General features: G+C 57.6%; 19 protein-coding genes and 1 pseudogene. 3 read left to right on the top strand and 17 right to left on the bottom strand.

Annotated features, from left to right (window positions below; translation table 11 throughout):
* The first annotated feature begins 286 nt into the window (after nucleotides 1-286).
* The gene (locus F591_RS0114415; RefSeq protein WP_019535325.1) at nucleotides 287-1,192 is read left to right on the top strand and encodes a LysR family transcriptional regulator; all 906 of its coding nucleotides are present in this window, start codon (nucleotides 287-289) and stop codon (nucleotides 1,190-1,192) included.
* A 97-nt stretch (nucleotides 1,193-1,289) separates the two neighbouring features.
* Here F591_RS0114415 and F591_RS0114410 read toward each other — a convergent pair whose 3' ends face one another.
* Nucleotides 1,290-2,330: a flavin-containing monooxygenase gene (locus tag F591_RS0114410; RefSeq protein WP_019535324.1), complete on the bottom strand. Its 1,041-nt coding sequence runs from the start codon at nucleotides 2,328-2,330 to the stop codon at nucleotides 1,290-1,292.
* Between the two features lie 187 nt (nucleotides 2,331-2,517).
* Between F591_RS0114410 and F591_RS0114405 the strand changes: the two genes are divergently transcribed.
* The gene (locus tag F591_RS0114405) at nucleotides 2,518-2,949 is read left to right on the top strand and encodes a hypothetical protein (protein WP_019535323.1); all 432 of its coding nucleotides are present in this window, start codon (nucleotides 2,518-2,520) and stop codon (nucleotides 2,947-2,949) included.
* A 216-nt stretch (nucleotides 2,950-3,165) separates the two neighbouring features.
* Here the strand turns inward: F591_RS0114405 and nadE are convergent, their stop codons facing one another.
* The 5 genes from nadE to F591_RS31465 all read right to left on the bottom strand — a co-directional run bounded on the left by nadE (nucleotide 3,166) and on the right by F591_RS31465 (nucleotide 7,267).
* Nucleotides 3,166-3,984, bottom strand: coding sequence for an ammonia-dependent NAD(+) synthetase (nadE, locus tag F591_RS0114400; RefSeq protein ID WP_019535322.1), 819 nt, complete (start codon nucleotides 3,982-3,984; stop codon nucleotides 3,166-3,168).
* A gap of 60 nt (nucleotides 3,985-4,044) precedes the next feature.
* A complete protein-coding gene (locus F591_RS0114395; RefSeq protein WP_019535321.1) occupies nucleotides 4,045-5,538 on the bottom strand; it encodes a nicotinate phosphoribosyltransferase in 1,494 nt (497 codons plus the stop codon).
* Between the two features lies 1 nt (nucleotide 5,539).
* Nucleotides 5,540-6,112, bottom strand: a complete 573-nt coding sequence (locus F591_RS0114390; RefSeq protein ID WP_019535320.1) for a cysteine hydrolase family protein — start codon at nucleotides 6,110-6,112, stop codon at nucleotides 5,540-5,542.
* Between the two features lie 55 nt (nucleotides 6,113-6,167).
* The gene (locus F591_RS0114385; protein ID WP_019535319.1) at nucleotides 6,168-6,944 is read right to left on the bottom strand and encodes an NUDIX hydrolase; all 777 of its coding nucleotides are present in this window, start codon (nucleotides 6,942-6,944) and stop codon (nucleotides 6,168-6,170) included.
* Nucleotides 6,945-7,099: 155 nt separating this feature from the next.
* On the bottom strand, nucleotides 7,100-7,267 hold the full coding sequence (locus F591_RS31465) for a hypothetical protein (protein ID WP_019535318.1): 168 nt from the start codon (nucleotides 7,265-7,267) through the stop codon (nucleotides 7,100-7,102).
* A gap of 339 nt (nucleotides 7,268-7,606) precedes the next feature.
* Here F591_RS31465 and F591_RS0114375 point away from each other — a divergent pair, with 339 nt between their 5' ends.
* Nucleotides 7,607-8,656: an aliphatic sulfonate ABC transporter substrate-binding protein gene (locus F591_RS0114375; protein WP_019535317.1), complete on the top strand. Its 1,050-nt coding sequence runs from the start codon at nucleotides 7,607-7,609 to the stop codon at nucleotides 8,654-8,656.
* A gap of 347 nt (nucleotides 8,657-9,003) precedes the next feature.
* On the opposite strand, the gene F591_RS28165 is transcribed toward F591_RS0114375, so the two are convergent.
* From F591_RS28165 to F591_RS0114310, 11 genes and pseudogenes are all read right to left on the bottom strand, one after another.
* Nucleotides 9,004-10,431, bottom strand: coding sequence for an MDR family MFS transporter (locus F591_RS28165; RefSeq protein ID WP_019535316.1), 1,428 nt, complete (start codon nucleotides 10,429-10,431; stop codon nucleotides 9,004-9,006).
* A gap of 172 nt (nucleotides 10,432-10,603) precedes the next feature.
* Nucleotides 10,604-11,167, bottom strand: coding sequence for a dihydrofolate reductase family protein (locus F591_RS0114365; protein WP_156829577.1), 564 nt, complete (start codon nucleotides 11,165-11,167; stop codon nucleotides 10,604-10,606).
* 390 nt (nucleotides 11,168-11,557) lie between these two features.
* A pseudogene (locus F591_RS30415) lies at nucleotides 11,558-11,698 on the bottom strand (SDR family oxidoreductase); the annotation flags it as partial.
* Between the two features lie 138 nt (nucleotides 11,699-11,836).
* A complete protein-coding gene (locus F591_RS0114355) occupies nucleotides 11,837-13,009 on the bottom strand; it encodes a mandelate racemase/muconate lactonizing enzyme family protein (protein WP_019535313.1) in 1,173 nt (390 codons plus the stop codon).
* A gap of 208 nt (nucleotides 13,010-13,217) precedes the next feature.
* Entirely contained in the window at nucleotides 13,218-14,114 is an 897-nt protein-coding gene (locus F591_RS0114345) for a dihydrodipicolinate synthase family protein (RefSeq protein WP_019535311.1), read from the bottom strand.
* A 146-nt stretch (nucleotides 14,115-14,260) separates the two neighbouring features.
* Nucleotides 14,261-15,031: an SDR family NAD(P)-dependent oxidoreductase gene (locus tag F591_RS0114340; protein WP_019535310.1), complete on the bottom strand. Its 771-nt coding sequence runs from the start codon at nucleotides 15,029-15,031 to the stop codon at nucleotides 14,261-14,263.
* A 191-nt stretch (nucleotides 15,032-15,222) separates the two neighbouring features.
* Nucleotides 15,223-15,786: a type 2 periplasmic-binding domain-containing protein gene (locus tag F591_RS0114335; protein ID WP_019535309.1), complete on the bottom strand. Its 564-nt coding sequence runs from the start codon at nucleotides 15,784-15,786 to the stop codon at nucleotides 15,223-15,225.
* Between the two features lie 577 nt (nucleotides 15,787-16,363).
* Complete coding sequence (locus tag F591_RS0114325) at nucleotides 16,364-16,690, bottom strand: hypothetical protein (RefSeq protein ID WP_019535307.1); 327 nt, start codon at nucleotides 16,688-16,690, stop codon at nucleotides 16,364-16,366.
* 47 nt (nucleotides 16,691-16,737) lie between these two features.
* Nucleotides 16,738-17,343 (bottom strand): DUF3267 domain-containing protein, encoded by a 606-nt coding sequence (locus F591_RS0114320; protein ID WP_019535306.1) that lies wholly within the window; start codon nucleotides 17,341-17,343, stop codon nucleotides 16,738-16,740.
* A gap of 372 nt (nucleotides 17,344-17,715) precedes the next feature.
* Entirely contained in the window at nucleotides 17,716-18,186 is a 471-nt protein-coding gene (locus tag F591_RS0114315) for an NUDIX domain-containing protein (protein WP_342665592.1), read from the bottom strand.
* 173 nt (nucleotides 18,187-18,359) lie between these two features.
* Entirely contained in the window at nucleotides 18,360-19,301 is a 942-nt protein-coding gene (locus tag F591_RS0114310; RefSeq protein WP_026326620.1) for a phosphotransferase family protein, read from the bottom strand.
* Nucleotides 19,302-20,009 lie beyond the last annotated feature (708 nt).

Here is a 20,009-nt window from a genome sequence, read left to right as displayed (position 1 = left end):
AACGTATCGCCGCCAAAGTCGCTGCCATAGAATGACGTTTACCACAAATTTACATGGAAACCGTTCAGCCCTGGCTTGTGGGGAGGGGGGGAGTTTACCCTCATTTCTGAATCAACGCGCCATCCGACTGGGAATTTCCCTGTTTATTACAGCAGTTACCGACTCGTTCTGCTACAAACTGACCGCCTTTATGGGCTTTCGAAATTCAGGTTTATGTTTTCTATGATAAGATTAATGGAGTCTATGATGGGCACATAAGTTGAATCGATTCGGGAGGGTTTGGCGGATGAATTTGCAGCAGTTAAAAGCGTTCGTGCTGACGGTCGAGCTGCAAAAGCTGTATTTGGTCGCAGAGAAGCTGCAGGTAACGCAGCCTACGGTCACCTTTCACTTGAACAAGCTGCAGGAAGAGCTCGGGGTGGCGCTCTTCCATACCCGCTCCTATCATGTCATCAGGCTGACGGAGGCGGGCAAAGCGTTCTATCACTATGCCTCGCAGATCAGCGATTTGTCCGCGGAGGCCGAGACGCTGATGGAGGCGCACCGGGGCACAGCGGGCGGGAGGCTAGCGATCGGCAGCACCCATACGCCGGCTACGTACATGCTGCCTCCGCTATTGAGCCGTCTCAAGAAGGAGATTCCCCGGCTCACGATCTTTTTGGATGTGCGGCCTGCGGCCGTCATTTTGGAGAAACTCAAAAGGTACGAGCTGGATATAGGCATTATCTCGCAGACAGCCATCGACGATCCCGAATGGATCGTTCATCCGCTCGTACGGGACGATCTTGTGCTCATTTTTGCGCCCGAGCATCCTCTTGCAAGTGTAGACGGCGAGCTTACGCCCGAGATGCTGGCCCGGTATCCCTTTGTCTCTCATGAGGAAGGCTCGATCAGCCGCAGCCTGATCGACCGCTGGGCAGAGGCAAGCGGCATCGCGCTGAGCGTCACGATGGAGGTATCCGGCTCGGAAGCGCTCAAGGCCGCAGTACGGCACGGCATCGGCTTCGGCATGATCGCCGAAGCGTCCATCCGAAGCGAGCTGGCGGAGGGCAAGCTGCAGGCCTCTCCGATTCCGCGCTGGACTCCGGAGCGGTCCATCTATGCCGTTCGTCACCGCAACAAGTGGATCAGCCCGGCGCTGCGCGCCTTTTGGGTGATGCTGGAGGACGGCTTTCGCCCGGCATCTTCTTGAAGACCGAGCCGGAAGGCGGGGCTCGCGGCTTCTCCCGACCAGGGCTGGGCCCAGAGCAGCTTGAAGACGGCGAGGGCGGCGCGTAAAGTCAGGGCAGCTATTGCCCGAGCGCATGGCGGACAATCCGCTCGGCATCGTACTTAACCCAGCCAAGCAGCGCTGACCCTCGGGAGGTTTGCCACGGCAGCCCGACGAAATAGAGCCCCGGTACGGCGGACGCTCCTTCCTCATGAGCCAAAGCGCCGTCCGCGCGAAAAGCCTCTTTAATGTCAATCCACGCATCGTCCCGGCAAAAGCCGGTCGACCATACGATATTGCCGATGCGCACAGGCGAGTCTTCGCCGGCAAAATAAGCCTGGTCGCCTTCGATGTCGACCGTTCTTCCGTGCAGCTTGATTCGGCCTTGCCCAATAAGGGGTTTTAACGTATTTCCATAGATTTGTTCCGGCTGACGGAATAACCATCTTCCTCTCGCCGAAGTCCGGGGGGCGGTCAGCAGCCCGGCGGCGTTGTAATACCAGAAGATGCTTTTTCCCAGCAGATGCAAGGGCTTGTAATGAATCGCCCCGCTTGCCGACAAATGGACCTCCCGCCGTTCGGCCAGCTCGCAGGCGATTTGCGCTCCCGAATTGCCGGCGCCGACGACCAGCACCGCGCCTTCGTTCAACTGACGCTCGTTGCGGTATTCGGAGGAATGAAGCTGCTTCACGTTCTTTCCCACCGCTTCCTGGATCGGGGGCACGAAGGGCGTTTGAAACGGCCCGGTAGCGACAATGACTTTATTCGCCATATATTCTCCGTTCGTTGTCGACAGCTTGAATGGCCCTTCCCGCCGCTGTAAAGAAAGCACCCGCGTATTATGGGCGATAGGAAATTCATAATGCATGGCATACTGCTGCAAATAATCGGCGATCTCATCCTTGTGCGGAAGCCCGTGCGGGTCTCCTTCAAGCCGGAAGCCCGGCAGCTGATCGTACATTCTCGGGGTGAACAGCTGCAGCGAATCGTAGCGGTTTCTCCAGGGATCGCCGACGTTCGCGCTGCTGTCCAAAATCAAGAAATTGATCCCATGCCGCTTCAAATAATAAGCCGCCGCGAGTCCCGCTTGTCCCCCGCCGACGATGATGACTTCGTACATCTCGTTTCCTCCTAGCCAATGTGAATTTATATTATCACATGAGCATACATTCATCAATTATTAAAAACTCGATCCATGGCATCGTGAACGAGGCTGGCGGTCCTTTATCCGGAACTCGAAGCTATCCTATATCGTAGTAAATTGTGGTAGTATGTAGAAAAACGGACTAAACAGTTGGGGGTTTGTTATGAGATTGGTCATCACTTATTTGGCTATTCTCGCACTATTGTTTTCTTCTATGGCACTAATAGTCTATGAACATTTTTTTTGGCTGATAGTCGTATCCAACGGGATTGTTTTTACATGGCTGTTTTTAATATTTTATATCTCCAATAATAAGCTTAAACAGAAGGCAGCGAAGGAAGGAGCGCTGGATGCATTCATTTGCAAGCATATTGACGGGCTTGGCCTGGGTAAAACGAAGTGCGAGCTGAGGAACTATCCTGACAGGCTGGAGATCCGAGAAGTCAGGAATAACCGCAAGTACTACATCCCGCATGAGCGGATTCGCAGCCTCGAAGTACAGCAGGTTCAGCGTCCGGAAACGAGCTGTTTATGTGTCAATTATATTGATAAGCACGGATGGAGAAGATTGTATTTGAAAATCGTTGGAACCTGATTCGTATGCGTACGTTTGCCAGAGGGGTCAACGCATCATTGACTCCTACTTATGAACGGACAACGATCCATTTCTAGTCGATCCCCTTTTGCTTGGTACTCTAGTCCTTTCGCCGGGAGAGCAGCCAATTGGCATTCGGCTTTGCGCGGCCGTCGTTTCACCGAACCAACAATCTCCGCCAACCCCGGGATTGACGGAGATTTTTTTCGCGTGCGGTTATTTCCACCATTCGTCGAAAGGAGTAACCGGCAGCTCGCGCTTATGCCGGGTCGTCTCGTACCGCCGCTCGATATTGGCGCGCGCTTCCGGTGCGACGTCCTTCCCGGTCAAATATTCGTCGAGGACGCGGTACTCTAGGCCCAGCTCCTTCTCGTCGGGCTGCTGCGGCGTATGGTCGAGAAGGTCGGCCGTCGGCGTCTTGAGATACAGCCGCTCGGCTGCGCCCAGCTCGCGAAGCAGCTCGCGCCCCTGGCTTTTCGTCAGTCCCGTCAGCGGCAGCAGATCGGCTCCGCCGTCGCCGAATTTGGTGAAAAAGCCGGTCACGGCCTCCGCCGCGTGATCGGTGCCGACGACGAGGCAGCGGCGTTCGCCTGCAACGGCGTACTGCGCCGTCATCCGCATCCGCGCCTTCGCATTGCCTTTGTGATAATCCGACAGCGGCTCTCCCGCCGCCTGGGCATAGGCCGCAGCCAATGCGTCGACAGGCGCTTCAATTTGAAATGTCAGCGTCCGGTCAGGCCGGATGAACGCCAGCGCTGCCTGGGCATCCTCTTCGTCTTTTTGCGTGCCGTAGGGCAGCCGCATCGCATAGAACGTCGCCTCATAGCCTTCGCTGCGCAGCTCTTCCGCCGCCAGCTGCGACAAGCGGCCGGCAAGCGTCGAATCCTGCCCGCCGCTGATCCCGAGCACAAACCCCTGCGCCCCCGTCTTTCGGCAGTATGCCTTCAAAAAATCGATCCGGCGGCGAATTTCTTCCTTCGCCTCTATCGCCGGTTTGACATGGAGAGCGTTCATGATTTCTTGCTGCATCGTCATCGTTCCTGCTCCTCTCTTCAGTATGTGAAGTGTGTTTCTGCCCTCTGCCGCTCGGCCGCTTCAGCCGCTGGCTTGCAGCTTCACCTTTTCCCGCACCTCATCGATCAGCCTCATCTTGTTGTCCCAGCATTCCTGGCTCAAATTGACCGGGTATTCGGCCGGATTCAATGTCCGCTTGTATTCGTCCCACAATACGTCCAGATTCCGCATGGCGAATTCCCGTGTCTGCTCCAGCGCAGGAATCGGATAAACGAGCCGTCCGTCCTCGAAAATCGTATGGTGCAGCTCTTTCGCCTCGAAGTCGGTCACGAATTTGGCGATAAACGTATGCACAGGGTGGAACATTTTCAGCCGTACTTCTTGCTGCGGATCCTCGTGCTCAAGCGTAATATAGTCGCCTTCCGATTTCCGGTTCTTCTTATTGATAATGCGGAACACCCGCTTGCGTCCGGGAGTCGAAATTTTTTCCGGGTTCGAGCTGATTTTGATCGTGTCGACCATCGCCCCGTTCTCGTCCTCAATGGCAATGAGCTTGTAGACGGCGCCCAAGGCCGGTTGATCGTATGCCGTAATCAGCTTGGTGCCGATGCCCCAGACGTCGATTTTTGCTCCCTGCGCCTTCAGGTTGATGATCGTCTGCTCGTCGATATCGTTCGACGCGTATATTTTGGCGTGCGGGAATCCGGCTTCGTCGAGCATTTTGCGGGCTTCTTTCGACAAATAAGCGAGGTCGCCGCTGTCCAGCCGAATGCCCAGGAAGTTGATGCGGTCGCCGAGCTCCTTTGCCACCCGGATCGCGGTCGGCACGCCCGAACGGAGCGTGTCATAGGTGTCCACCAGGAATACGCAGTCCTTGTGCGTTTCGGCGTATTGGCGGAAAGCCTGGTATTCGTCGCGATAAGCCTGCACCATGGCATGGGCGTGCGTGCCCGAGATCGGAATGCCGAACAGCTTGCCGGCCCTGACGTTCGATGTGGCGTTGAAGCCCGCCAAATAGGCGGCTCTCGTTCCCCAGATCGCGGCTTCCAGCTCCTGGGCCCGGCGGGTGCCGAACTCCAGGCTCAGCTCGTCGCCGATCACCTGCTTGATGCGCGAAGCTTTGGTCGCGATCAAGGTCTGATAATTGACGATGTTCAGAATCGCCGTCTCGATCAGCTGCGCCTCGGCGAGCGGCGCCTCGATGCGCATCAGCGGCTCGTTGGCGAACACGAGCTCGCCTTCCCTCATCGACCGGACGGTGCCCGTAAAGCGGACGGTGCGCAAATAGTTCAAGTATTCCTCGTCGTAGCCTTCCTCGCGCAAATACATTAGATCGCTGTCCGTAAACCGGAAGTCGTGCAGGTAGCGGATCACCCGCTCCAGCCCGGCAAAGACGGCGTAGCCGTTCTGAAACGGCAGCTTGCGGAAGTAAACCTCGAATACCGCTTTGCGGTTGTGCATCCGGTCCTGCCAATAGACCTGGGTCATATTGATCTGATATTTATCGGTATGCAATGCCAAGCTGTCGTCGGCATAGCGCCGCTCCGGAAGCTGAACCTCTATATGTTCTGCCATGTTAATCTTCTCCTTTGCTGACGATCGTGCCGCCGATCGATCCCTTGAAATGACGCAATGCCCATTCGTGCCCCTGCGGATCGAAGCTGGCGACGGCATCCCGGTGAACGACGATCTCGAAGCCTTTGTTGTACGCGTCCACCGCCGTATGCAGCACGCAAATGTCCGTGCAGACGCCGACCAGATGCAGCTCGGTTATGCCTCTTGCCCGCAGCTGCAGCTCAAGATCCGTGCCGGCAAAAGCGCTGTACCTTGTTTTGTCCATCCAGTACACGTTGTCCGCATCCCGGTGCTTCCGGTACGTATCGCTCAGCTTGCCGTACAGCTCGCGTCCCTGCGTGCCTTCGATGTTATGCGGCGGGAACAGCTTCGTTTCGGGATGCAGCTCGTCGCCGGCCCGGTGCATATCGATGGCGAACACGACGTAATCTCCGCGGGCAATGAACTGCTCGGTGATTTCGACGATCCGCTCTTCCAGCGCCTGACCGGGCGCGCCGCAGGTCAATGCCCCGCCATCTGCGACAAAATCGACCGTATAATCGATATTGATCAAAGCTCTTTGCTTACCGCTCATGGAAAGCCCTCCTTTGAATTTGACATTTCCGCGAGGTGCGGAAAGGTTAGCCGCGTTATATTTTGGAGTGATAAATCGACTTATTGAGCTCGGCGTCCACAAACCGGTACAGCTGCGTCGGCCGTTTGGACGTCCGGGTCGTCGTCTTCCCTTTGACTTCCTCGATGAAAGGAAGCGACTTGATCTTGCGCCGGAAGGCGGAATCGAGCGCGATCGCCGAATCGTTCGTGACCGTCAGCAGCACTGCCTGAAGCTCGGAATACGTAAATTCCTCCGGCAAAAACTCTTTGGCGACCGTCGTCTCGAGCAGCTTCCGCTCGATGACGCGGATGGCGTCCCGGATGATTCGGGCGTGATCGAAGGCGAGATCGAGGGACAGCACGCGCTGGACCGGGAACAGTTCCACCTCGCTGGCGTCGTCGTTCGCCTGCCGCTGCGACAGCTTGTGCTCGGGAACGATGGCATAATGCGCATTCGAGATGATCCAACCTCGCGGATCGCGGCCGGGCGCGTCGTATACCCCGAAATGCTCAAGGTGGATGCGGTCGACGCCGGTCTCCTCCTTCAGCTCGCGGCGGGCCGAATCGAAAGCCGTTTCGCTCGGGTCCACGAACCCGCCGGGCAGCGCCCATTTTCCCGCCTCGATATTCGGCCTGCCCTCGCTGTCCGTCATGCTCCGGCGGATCAGCATAATATTCAGGTCCATCACGGGCGGCTTGAATTCCTCGACCTTGACCGGCACGATCGTAAATACGGCAATGTCTGACGTATATCCGTCCGGCGTTCGGTATTTGGTGACGTCGTAGTGCTGCATCGCTTGCTCGTTGGACAAGGAGTCGGTCTCCTTTCTTATTATTTAACAATTATCAATTTGTTAAATATAATATAGCGGGATCGGCCCGTTTTGTCAAGCGGCAGCGATCCCTTTTGTTGAGCCCTTTTTTCGCCCCTTCTATGCCATTGGTCGAAAGCGCATTCAACATAGCTTTACGTCGAAGTCGATGGCAATGCTTCCCTCGCTTCCCGGTATACCGTTACATAGCCCTGCAGCTCCTGCAGACCTAAGCCCGCAAAATCCAAAAAGCGGTGAAGCGCCTCCTCATCCGCATCCGCCGGATCTCCCACCTGCCGGCTGCCGCTGAAATAAAATTCCATCCGACGGCCCGAACTCCTGCAAGGAGCATCCCCTGATTTTCGTGCACGGAACGTGAGTCGAAAGCGCTCGCCGAATCGCTTTGCTGCAGCCGCTTTTCCGGACTATTGACAGCAGACCTCCAGGCTGGTAAGATTTAACCACATCATTCCTATAGGATTTAAAAGAATAAGATGGCATGACAGTCCACCGATCCGCCGGAGACTCTTTCCTGAACAGGAGAGAGTCTTTTTTAGTTCGCCGCGGCCGGTTGACGAGCTTCTTCGGCGTACGGCTCCCCCTTAGGGGACGACACGGTTCGGCTGCCATCGTATCACCATTGAAGAAAAGGAGCGATTCCCATGATGCCCGTATTCATTCGCCAAGCCGTCCCGCGGTTTAAGACGGCGCTAACCGTCTCTCTTGCCCTGCTCTTGCTCGCCGGCTGCGGCACAGCCGGTACGAACGAAGCGCCATCCGCTGCCCGGGGCGGCAGCCAGGAGAAAGTCGTCATCCACATCGGCGTGCAGGGCAAAACCGGCATTTTCCCATACGCCCGGGATAAGCGGTATTTCGAGCAGGCGTTCGAGAAGGTCGGCGTGGAGGTGCAGTGGACCGAGTTCCAGAGCGGCCCGCCGCACTTTGAGGCGTTTGCCTCGAACCGGCTCGATTTCGGCGCGGTCGGAGGAACGCCGGTCGTCTCCGGCCAGGTCGGCGGCGTCGATTTCAAGGCGGTCGCCGTGACGTCTGACGGCAAAAAGGGCAATTTCATTGTCGTGCCGAAGGACAGTCCGATCCGGCGGCTGGAGGATTTGCGCGGCGCCAAGATCGGCGTGGCCAAGGGCAGCAGCGCCTATAATTTCCTGTTCATGGCGCTCGATCGGGGCGGCTTGAAGGGCGAAGACATCAAGCTCATTCAGTTGCAGCCGGACGAGGCCAGGCCGGCGCTCGACTCCGGCGCCATCGACGCCTGGTCGATCTGGGAGCCGTATGCGACGACGGCCGTATTCCAGAGCGGAGCCCACATCTTGGTCAGCGGTCAGGACCTGAACATTAACGCCCCTGCTTTTCTTGTGGCCCGCACGGCGTTTTTGGAGAAGCACCCGGACCTGGCCGTCCTGTTTCTGAAGACGTACGAGGAAGCGCGACGCTATTTTGTCGATCACCTGGACGAAGTGGCTGCGGATATTTCCCGAGCGCAGAAGCTGGATCTGGAAATTACGAAGACGGTGCTGAGCAACGCCGACCCGATCCTGTCTCCGATCACGCCGGAGTTCGCCAAGGCGCACCAGGAGCAGGCCGATTTTCTGTTCCATGAAGGAGCGATCGGCAAAAAGCTGAATACGAGCGAAGTGTTCGAGAACAAATACGTGGAGCAGGCGCTCAAGGAGCTGCAGGAAAGCGGGCGCTGACCGCACATTCGTGATGTTCAATGCCGCGATGTCGTACTGCATAAGAAAAACGTCTACCTACGTCCATTCAAGGATGAGCGACCGCAGGGGGCCGGTTTATGCCTCGAACCGCGAGGCATAGCCAAGGCAGCAGAAAAAAATCTTGCCTTCGGCAAAGTCCTTTAGCGTGCAAATCCATACTTTGCTGCGACAGGGATTGCTCAGATGGCAGCCCTCAAATCCATGGAAGCGTTCGAATTCTGCGTTAGCGCTGCTCCTCCCCGGGCCCATGAGTCCTCTCTAACGCAAGTGACAAACGCTATATTGCTGAAATGCGGCAACGGGGGGCCTGATCCTCCAAGTCCTTCCTAGATCCGGTTGTCCTCCGGCAATAACTCGCCCGCGGCCTTCATCCCGCTATTGCCGGCTTTGGGAATCCATAGCGTCGCGGCGAGACTGACGAGGCTGATGACAGCAGCGAGCAGGAACACCGCATGCAGCCCTTCCGCCAAAGCCTGCTGCGAACCGGACTGTCCGCTAATATAGGCATTCAGCGCCGCGCCCAGAACGGCTACGCCGATCGTCTGCCCCAATGTCCGCAGCAGCATATGCAGCGAGCCGGCGGCGCCGCGCATCGAAGCATCGACCGAAGATTGGACGACAAGCACGTATACCGTGGACGCTTGGCCGAATCCGAGACCGGTGACGAGGATGATCCCTACCAGCATCCAGGCCGGCGTCTCGGGCGTCACCGCCGCGAGCATGAGCGAGCCTGCCGCGATGAGGCCGCCGCCCAGCAAGGCTACATTGCGCGTCCCGAAGCGGGCGATCAGCGGCGAGCAGACCATCGCTCCCAACGGCCAGCCGACACAGAGCGGAATCAAGGTCAGACCGGAAGCGGTCGCCCCCATCTCCAGCACATTTTGCGTCCACAGCGGCAAATAAGCGGTCAGTCCGATCAGGATCATGCTGGTCAGAAAGCCTCCGGCGTTGACTACGGCCACGTACCGGATTTTGAACAATTGGAGCGGCATCATCGGTTCCTCATGCTTGGCCTGTATGACGATAAAGAGCAGCAGGAATACGACCGCCACCGCCAGCAACCCGAGCACTGCAGCGGTGCTGATGCTGACATCTCCGCCTTCTTCGTTGCCGAAGGACAGCAGCACGTACAGCAGGCTCGTCATGCCGATGGTGAAGGTGACGGCTCCGCCATAGTCGATTTTCCGCTTTTTCTTCTCGAGCGTCTCTTCGAAATGCTTGCCGATCATCCACATCGAGACGAGACCGAACGGAATATTGATGAAGAACACCCAATGCCAGGTCATGTAATCGACGAAAAAACCGCCGATGAGCGGACCGAAAATGCCGGCGATGCCCCACATCGAGCTGATCAGCCCCTGCACCCTGGCCCGCTGCTCGAAATTAAATGCATCGGCGATCATCGAGAACGTCACCGGGTTGATGGCCCCGGCGCCCAGCCCCTGAATCGCCCGGAAGACGATCAGCTGTCCCATCGTTTGCGATAGCCCGCACAGAAACGAGCCGGCCAGAAAGACGATCACTCCGATGAAATAGATGGGCTTTCGTCCAAGCAGGTCGCTCAGTTTGCCCCAGATCGGCGTCGAGACCGCCGTCGTAAGCAGGTAGATGGCGAACACCCAGCTCATCAGCTCAAGGCCGCCCAAGCTGTCGGCAATCCGCGGCATTGCCGTGCTTATAATAGTTACTTCGATGGCCGCCAAAAAGGTGGAAATCAGCAGCGCGCTGACAATTTTCTTTTGTTTGGAATTCAAAACAACGACCTCCTGATGAGTACCTTATCACATTCAGGAGCTATTATAGCACATACGTTCGGTGTCGAACACAAAAATTTGGCGAATTGATCCTCCACTGAAAGCAAACGCTTTTGAGGAGGAGTCTTCTCGCCTTCAATGATCAATAGGGAAGCCGGAATTCCCGTGAACTTTATGCCTTTTGATAATACAACCCGACGACGCCGTTGTTGTACGTCTTCGCGCTTTTCAAGCGGAGGGAAGACTGCGTCTCGGCCAGAGCGAACAATCGTTCGCCGCCGGCAGCGATGACGGGATGAACGAACAGCCACAAGTCGTCAAAAAGACCGTTTTGGATAAAACGCTGCCACGTTCCCGCTCCGCTCTCGACCGAAATGTGACCCGCCAGTTTTCTCATCTGTTCCAGCTCGCGGGCGAGCGAATGCTCGTCTTGGATCACGATTTGCTGCGAGTTTCTCCATGTTAGCTCCACTTTGGAACGGGAAATGACTGCTTTCGGAATTTCATTGATGCGCCTCGCAATGTCCCGCTCCAACGCATCGTCTGAATGCTCCTCCGCGTGCTGCCAATACTCCGCCAACGAAGCATAGGAGCGGCTTCCGACGATAATCGCATCAACCGTGCGATAGTAATCCAAATAGTCCTGCAAAATGTCCTCGCTCATCGTCATCCACTGCTCTTCGCCCGTCACCATGCCGTCCAACGACGCCTGCATCGTCAACACGATATTGCCCATCGTCATCTTCAACTCCAATCTTGAGCATTGAATAAGAGGAATATAGCATAGTGGCGGTTTCAATGTTTCTTATCGATTGCTGACTTACTCGCCTTGCCTGTTCAACATAGCTTTGCAGCGGTTAATGATCTCCTTTGCGGCTCTCCGGGATGTTGTCGGGAAAGCGATCGGCATCGATAAACTCCAGACCACGATTCGGAATTGTTCATCGCTCCGCCGGGCAAGCCGTAACGTCCGCCGGCTGATGCCTGCGCATGTTTTCACCCGCTTTCCGGTTCCCCTTTTTAACGGCGTGACAACTCTTACAACATGCCAAGCCAGCCCTGCTCACTGCGCGATCCATGGCAATGCCCTGCAAAGCTCTGCAGAGCACGCCTTCGCCCCTCCGATTCAATTAAACCCGCCGTTCGCGCGAATCGTCTGCCCTGTCAACCAACGGGCTATATCGCTGACGATTAGCTCGGCCGCATTCGCGATATCCTCCGGTTCGCCAAGCCGTCCGAGCGCGTTCATTCGGCGGAGCCCCCGTATTTAAGCCTGAAATTGGGCTTCGATCCGGCGTCATCCTGGACATCATCGTGAAAAAGATGCACCGTCCGGAGGCCGCTCCCGCAGAAGCCTTTCGCGGCATCGCCGCGAATCGAACATATCGCGGCCCCCGATTGCCGCCTATACGGCGGCGCCGGGCGAAGTCCGGTCCTGCAGGTTGGCGACCCGCTGGTCGCCCCAGCTGAAGCTGCGATCGCGCAGCCGCTCGACCTTGTCCCAATCGATGTCGACGCCGATGCCCGGCTTCGCTTCATCCGGCGCCAGCAAATAGCCGTCGACGTAGCGTACCGGCTCCGCCGTGATGTCGTCGACGTACAGCGCCGGTCCGGTCGGATCGGAGATCGCGCTTAAATTCGTCAGTCCGGCGCCGAAAATCGCCTGGGCCGCTGTCCCTAAGCCGAGCTCCTGTGTCGTGCCGATCAGCACGCCCTTGCCCGCTACCTCTGCCGCGGCCGCCGCCTTGCGCGCCGCAGCGAAGCCGCCGATGAAGATGAGCGCAATATTGAACAGGTCGACGGAGTCGCGGCGGATCAGATCGTGCAACTGCTTGAAGCTCCACACGTGCTCGCTGACCGGCACATCGACCGCCAGCCGGAAATGCCTAAGCCCTTCCGCATCGTTGAGCTGCGCCGGGCTTTCCACGAGCTGAATGCCGTACTGCAGCAGCCGCCGCGTCTGACGCAGCGCCGTCTTCCAATCGAGCAAATGGCTGAAGTCGAGCGACTTGATCGTCACCTTCGAGCCGAATTCGCTGCGCACGGCCGCAAGGAACGCCTCATCGGCGTCCGGATGCTGCCCGGCGTACAGCCGGAAGGCGTCGAAGCCTTCGGCGAGCCGCTTGCGCACGACTTCCACGTTGGCCGCGACCTCCCCCATCGAACGGTGGCGGAAGATCGGATAGCATACCTTGATCCGGTCGCGGACGCGGCCGCCGAGCAAGCGGCTGACATTGACGCCGAGCGCCTTGCCGACGAGATCGTGCAGCGCAATATCGATGCCGCAGCGGATGAACGTCCCCTTCTCATAGTAATACATCGTCTGAGGAAACAAATCCGCCATCTCCCGGTTCAAGGCGGCCAGATCGAACGGATCGCGCCCGGCGAGATGCGCCTTCAGCGTGCGCCGCAAGTCTTCCGCGTCCAGCGAATATTTGGGCAAATGGGAGAAATCGGACATTTCCCCCACGCCTGTCAAGCCTTCGTCCGTATGGATGCGCACGATCGCATGCTGGCACACAAAGCCGGTATGCCGCGGTATCCGCACGATATCCAGTTGCACATCTACGATTTTCATCGTTGTTCACAGCTCCTTTATTCGGCTATTGAGAGGAGCACCCGAAGGCCCCCGACCTGCGGCGGCGAAATGAATGGCCAAAGCAGCGAAACGAAAGGCGAAGGGTACAGCCAAATGGCTCCGGATGATTATCCGGATGGTACCATCTGGTACCAGATGGCACCGGATGGCTCCGGATAGAACCAGACGGCCCCGGCACTTCTGCCGCCTAAGACAGCAAGCCCCAGCTCTGCAAAATGCGCCGCACTTCCTGCTTCTCCTCCGGACGAAGCGGCGCGGCCGGCGGGCGCAGCACGCCGTTCGACTTGCCGAGCTGGGCCATCGCTTCCTTGACGACGCTGACATTGTTGCCGCTGCGCCGCGCTTCCCGCAGCTCCTCGAACGGGCGGATTTCCTCCCAGATCTCCATCGCGCGGTCGTAACGGCCTGCACGCAGCGCGTCCAGCATGGCGAACGATCGGCGGGCGTCGACGTTCACCATCCCGGAGGTGAAGCCGACCGCTCCGGCCGCGAAGAAGAACGGCGCCCACATCTCCGCCGTACCGCACAACCAGACGTAGCGGTCGCCGATGGCCCGCACCGCCTTGGCGAACGACGGCACATGGTTCAGCGCATACTTGACGCCGACGATATTGGTCTCTGCCGCGGCCTGCTGCAGCGCTTTGGCCGTGACCGTCTCGCTCCGCGCATAGAGCACGACCGGCAGCTTCGTCGCCTGCGCGATCGCCCGGTAGTAGCCGACGAGGCCGCTTTCCAGCACGAACGGATGGACCGGCTGATGAACCATCACGCCGTCCGCCCCGGCTTCCTCGGCGTGGCGCGCCAGCGCAGCGGCCGTCCGGGCATCGTATCCGATGCCGGCGATCACCTTCGCCCGCCCCGCGGTATGACGCACCGCGAACGTCACAGCCTCCTTCGCCTCCTCGATCGTCAGCGAATAAAACTCGCCCGTATTGCCGCACGGGTACACGGCAGGGAGCCCGCTGCGGAGCAGATCGTCCAGCACGCTCCCGTAAGCCGCGTAATCGATATTGCCCCGTTCGTCGAACGGGGTCACCGGAATGGCGTTAATGCCCTGGATTGCCTCTCGAAAAGCGGTATGCATTGCCTGATCCTCTCCTTGTCATCATCTGTTGCGGGCAGGAATACGGCGGAAAACAGGCGCTCGCCCTCTCGGTTATCCATCCCGCGGATCGCCTTGAGCACCGGCTTAAGCTTGCCGGCGAGCTATGGCGGCATACCGCCGCCACGCTAATCCGACTTCTGCAGCGCGGAGCGGCCGCCGTCCACGACGAGCCTCGTCCCCGAGATGAAGCTGGCATCGTCCGATGCGAGAAAAACGGCGGCAGCCGCCACATCCTCCGGCTTGCCGAAGCGGCCAAGCGGATGCGAGGCGAGCATCGCCTGCGTGCGCCGGTCCCGGTCGGCGAACTGGCTCAGGAACGCCTCGGCGAGCGGCGTCTCGATGAAGCCCGGGCAGATGCTGTTGGCCCGGATGCCATGCTTGCCGAAGTCGACGCAGATGCCGGCCGCCATGGCGATCATCCCCGCCTTGGACGATTGATACGGGAAGTGATTCGGCTGCGTCCGGAACGCGTGCGTCGACGAGATGTTGACGATGCTGCCGCCGCCGCTGGCGATCATCAGCGGGATGGCGTGTTTGCAGCAGTACCAGGCCCCTTTTAGATTGAGGTCCATAATCCGCTCCCAGTCGCTTTCGTCCGCCTCGACGACGGTCCGGCCTCCCGACACGCCGGCGTTGTTCGCCAGCACATCCAGCTGCCCGTACCGCTCCATGGCGGCGCGAACGAGTCCGGATGCCTCCGCCTCCCGGCGCAGGTCGGCCTGAACGAAGAGCGCCTCGCCGCCGGCCGACCGGATCGACTCGGCAGCTTCACGGCCGCCCTCGGAGACGTCTCCCAGAACGACGGACGCCCCCTCCGCAGCAAAGCGAACGGCGATCGCCCGGCCGATGCCGGAAGCCGCGCCGGTCACGACGGCAACTTTTCCCTTAAGACGCATCGATCCTTACCTCCCTTCTTCATGGCCCAAGCTACGAAAGTTCAATCAAGCGGCAGCATGCCGACCGGCTAATCAGCTGACAAGCGACCAGATGATCTGGACCGTCAACCAGCAGTCAGCCGACCGGACCGATCTGGTGACCGCCAACCAGCAGTCAGCCGGCCAAACGTGCTCCCTGCGGCCCTGCCCATTTATTTCATCGCTTTCGTGTAAATCGCCATCGCCCTGTCGAGACCGACCTTGTTCAAGGTTTGCAAATGATCCTGCCATACTTGATCGCTGTTGATGTCCACCACGCCCATCACCGCCTTCGTGGCGAACTGGTACACCTCGTTCCAGACGCCGGACATGACCGTGTTGACGGTCGCCGTATCCTGTTCATTCAGCGCGGCATGCTCGGCATACAGCGTCGGCATCTCCTGGAAATGCGGCGCCGCCTCCTGCGTAATGAGATACATGGGGTCGCCCTTCTGAGCTTCCTCGCTTTTGGACAAATAACAGTCGAAGCCGTACTGCTCCAGCACCTTATTCCGATCGAGATCGTCCTTGTATACCGGAATACCGTCCTTCACGACATAGGTCAAGTTCTCCACGCCCATCTGATTGAACAATAGCCCCTCCGGCGTCGCCGACCAGTCGACGTACTGCAGCAGCTTCTCCGGCTGGCTCGCCAGCTTGCTGCTGAACAGCGAGCCGTATAGCGCGAAGTCCGGCCCTTTGACTTGCTCACTACCATGAGCTTTCCCCTCTTTCATGGAATGTTGGAGTTCGAATGCCGCCTGCGGCTACCCTTTGAGCGACCCGATCATGATGCCTTTGACGAAATATTTAGTTTGTTCTAGTATAGCGGCGAGCCAAGCGACGGGTACTGGCCGATTGTGCCGATTTCATCGGGCAATCTTGCTTTATTTTCCGGCGTTTGCCCGGATCAGGGCGGGACATGGAGAAAAATTTGGGAAGAATCGCTTTCGGCGGGGTTCGGTATATAACTCGAAGCGCAAGACATCACTTTGGCAGCAAAAACGGGCATTGCGGCACGGAGAAGCTGACCGATAACGAAAAGCGCGCCTTCCGGATCGGCCTATCCTTCTAACGCTAGTGACAAACGCTATTTTGCTGAAATGCAGCCTCTCGGAAATGTAACGCATCCGGGCAGCGCTATTTGGTCAAAAATGCTGAATCGGGTAGCCCAAAATACCTAATAAGGCTGCTCACTTGCGTTACAATTTCAAATTGAGTGTTTCGAGCGAAATAAGCTCTGTGGCTTGCGTTAGCTCAGGGTCTGCGCAAAATTAGCCGGCAAACCGTGAGCCCAAGGCATGCCTAACGAGGCTATCGAAGCGAGCGATCCGCCTTGGCCGCAATCCGGAAGCGAGCCATCCATTCCCGGCAGCGCGGGTTCGCCGATCGCAAGTGCCGGCGACGATCGTTTGCAGAGAACGCAAGCACTCTGCCTTGGCGCCGCTCCAGAATCGAGCCGAAAGCGAGCTGCAGGTCATGCCATGCCCCCTTCCATGACACTTCCGTGGCACCCTTCCACGGCCCCTTGACCGCCCCCTGACGGCCCTCTGTGCAGACCAGCAGCTTGAGTCGATTTTTCCGTTCTTCCATCCCCGACAATGCTGCGCCTTCCTTAATCCCGCTCAGCCTCAGCATCATAAAGAAGCATTCGATCTCCTGCGATCAAATGCTTCTTTGGCGCTTGCTTACATTTTCCAAAAGGTCTTAGTAACCCGATTCGTGACCCGGGCTTTCGAGGGAACCTGGGAAACGATCAACGCCGCGGATAGCAGGTCGACCGAAGAGCCGAGGGCATTGAGCAGCATAAGGAACGAAATCGCTGGCGTCAGCCAGCCGAGCGCTCCGATTACGAGCGGTCCGATCACGGAAATCACAACAAACGGCGCCAACGTAATGACCAAATATCGTCTCCGCGTCATCGTTTCTTCAGTCAGCACAAACCCGCCGAACAAAGTAAGACCGAGCCACGTTTTTTCGGATTGGAACACTTTTGGCACAAGGAGCAGGTGAATCAGTTCATGTACAAGCAATAAGGCCAGCAGCCAAACAAGATGGATCGGGTTGATTTGCAGCGTAATCGACTCGGCTCCGAAACCGTAGTCCGACAAGCGCATCGGTCTAAACAGGCCGATTAGCAACCAGGTCACAACCCCGGCGACCGCCATCATCGGAATCGACAGCAAGATCGTCGCCAACATCGTTTTCGGTTCCTTAACTCTCTTCCATTGCTCTTGAATGAATGCTTCTTCCCGCTCGGGGTCCGGCTTTGGCAAGCCGAATAACAATTTCAATGCTCGATGCCTCCTTCTTAGGTGCGAAACTGGTGTGCACAAGCAGCGAAGGACTGTCTCGACAACATGACAGCCCTATCAATCGGCGTTGTCCGCCCAATGCTTCAATAGAAATCGATCCCGGCCCGATCCGCCCGGCATCCTTGTTCTGATAACGCCGCTTTTTGCTGGCTGGCTCCCCGCCCGCTTTACACCTGTAAGAACAGCCGGCGGAATCGACCGCCCATGGACGATCGGGCATGCGCAGTTCAATCGACGGCGGTTCGCCGGAGACCGCCCTTTCAATCATGGCCCTTGCATGAACAAAAATCAAGACGCTTCCTACATCTTGGCGAAATACGACGGACACTTTGTTTCAAGCCCCGATCCCCGCTATCCGTCCGAATAGCGCTGCAATTCATAGTCGTTAATCATGGGGACAGTCGTTCGCCGGCGGGCAAACTGCTTGATGAAGCGTTGAATTCGCGGAAACATGACGATGCTGTCCAGCTCGTTCAAATGCACCCACCGAACGGTGGATTGCGTTCTGTCCGGTACATCGGGCATGCGCGGCCGCGAGCCTTCCTTCAGCCGGCATTCGAAAATGACGCTCAATGTATGCGTAGGCGAATCGTATTCTCCCGATTGGCGATGAGGGGCGCATTCATACAGCAACGCAACAGGGCCGACTTCGACCTCCGCGCGCGTCTCTTCCCATACTTCTCGCGCTGCGCCTTCCTCCAACGTCTCTCCCGGTTCTGCGCCGCCGCCCGGCAAATTGTAATGAACCCCGTACTCATCCCGGTTTTCAATGAGCAGCACGTGTTCATCCTTAAGAATAAGCGCAGTTGGCCTCACCCGCATATGATACATACAGTACCCCTTTTCCACCATGAGATCCTTCGATTATATCAAAAAAAGAAATCGCTGGTAATCAGCAACGCTGGCGGGCGATTTACAGCAAACGATTGCTGTGCTGCAGGCGAAGGTGTGGCTGTGCAATGCGCAAGCGATTAGCCTGAATTTGCGCAACGGCTTTAGGCCAGCTCTTCCAGTTCTTTCTTCAGCAACGCTAACGTTTTCGCCTTTTCTTCCGGTTCCTGATTGTCGAACAGCCATTGCTCCATGAATTCCCAGATATCCTCCAGCCTCCGCCTGCCTTGATAAAACCGAAGTGCATCATGATGAATCGCATAATCGCTATGGCGCTTGCGGTAAATGCTCATAAATTCGGCAAAATACGGCTGCTCCGCGATAAACATCAAATCCGCCTCAGGCGGCGCCAGCCGCAGCCCTTCCCAGTCGATCAGCATCAACTGGCTGCCCGATTGCATCAAATTCCAATGGTGCAAATCCATGTGGCATAGAACCTTACGCCGTCCGCTCGTTTTCAAAACAGCCGCCAGTCGATCGACCGTCCCGATAAGCTCGCGCAGCGCAGACGCATGAGCGGCGAGCAGCTTGCCCAGATCGCCGGGAAGCCCGCTCTCCCCCTTCTCCAATGTCTGCCTGAGCGGCTGCAGGAACGGAACCGCAAAATCTTCGATGACCGCATCCGTTGCCGCGGGAATGTTATCGCCATAGGCATGAAGCTCGGCGACGATGTCCGCGAACAAGCGCACCTGCTCCCCGTTCAACGGACGAGCGCCGATCGTCTCTCCTTCGATATATTCGTACAGCATATAGATGCCTTCCTCGTCCTCGCACCGGTATCGGCCGTTCTTCGCGACATAAGGTACAGGAAGCTTGCCCTTCAAGCCGCTGTGCTGCGCAAGCCACATCAGAATGGGCGCGTACACATCGATTTGAGCTGTCCATTTGGGGGTGGACGCCCTGCTTTTTTCGTAAAGCTTCAGGAAATAGCTGCGGCTGGCGTCTGACACCCGATAAGCGAGCGCCGCCCAGCCGCCTTGCTGCGGCGAAATATCGGCAGCGTCTATATCGTAGTTAGCTTTCAGGATCGTTGCGATTCGGTCTATTTGCGCCTCCGTTTCTCTCCAATGAATGGATTTTTTGGTTCTGCTACCTAATCCTGATTCTGGAGCTTATGCGAACCCCTTCTTATTCTAGCTGATAAATGATGCCGCCGAAAGAGCAGCGCCGCCGACGACGGCCCCGGACTTCGCATTGCGGTCGACCTGCGCGTTAGCGCTTGAGCTCCGCATTGCTTTCGGCCTTCGCGTTAGCGCTCGCGCTCCGCATTGCGGTCGACCTGCGCGTTGGCGCTTGAGCTCCGCATTGCGGTCGACCTGCGCGTTGGCGCTTGAGCTCCGCATTGCGGTCGACCTGCGCGTTGGCGCTCGAGCTCCGCATTGCTTTCGGCCTTCGCGTTAGCGCTCGCGCTCCCCCTCTTTCCGGGCACACCTGGGCGCATGAGGCGATCCGCTTCCCGATCATCAGGTTGTCCCCCCCTTCCCGGGCATATGAGGCGGCGAATCCTGCAAAAAATGCAACATTTTCCGCACACTGCTTGCCAGAATAAGGGTAATGTTGTATTTTATGCAACAATTTAGGCGAGATTAGCTTCAAATCCGGGAACATCGCCCGAATTGTTGCACAAAGTGCAACATTGAGCCGCAAATAGGGGTTATCCCCCCGTTTTTGTTGTACAAAATACAACATTTGCGGACTCTCCCCGAAAATTCAGTGCTACCCGCATGCTGAATTTTTAGGTACTTCAGGTGACG

Source organism: Paenibacillus ginsengihumi DSM 21568, assembly GCF_000380965.1.
GTDB classification, from domain to species: Bacteria; Bacillota; Bacilli; order Paenibacillales; family NBRC-103111; genus Paenibacillus_G; species Paenibacillus_G ginsengihumi.
This window is presented reverse-complemented; position numbering and strand designations above follow the sequence as displayed.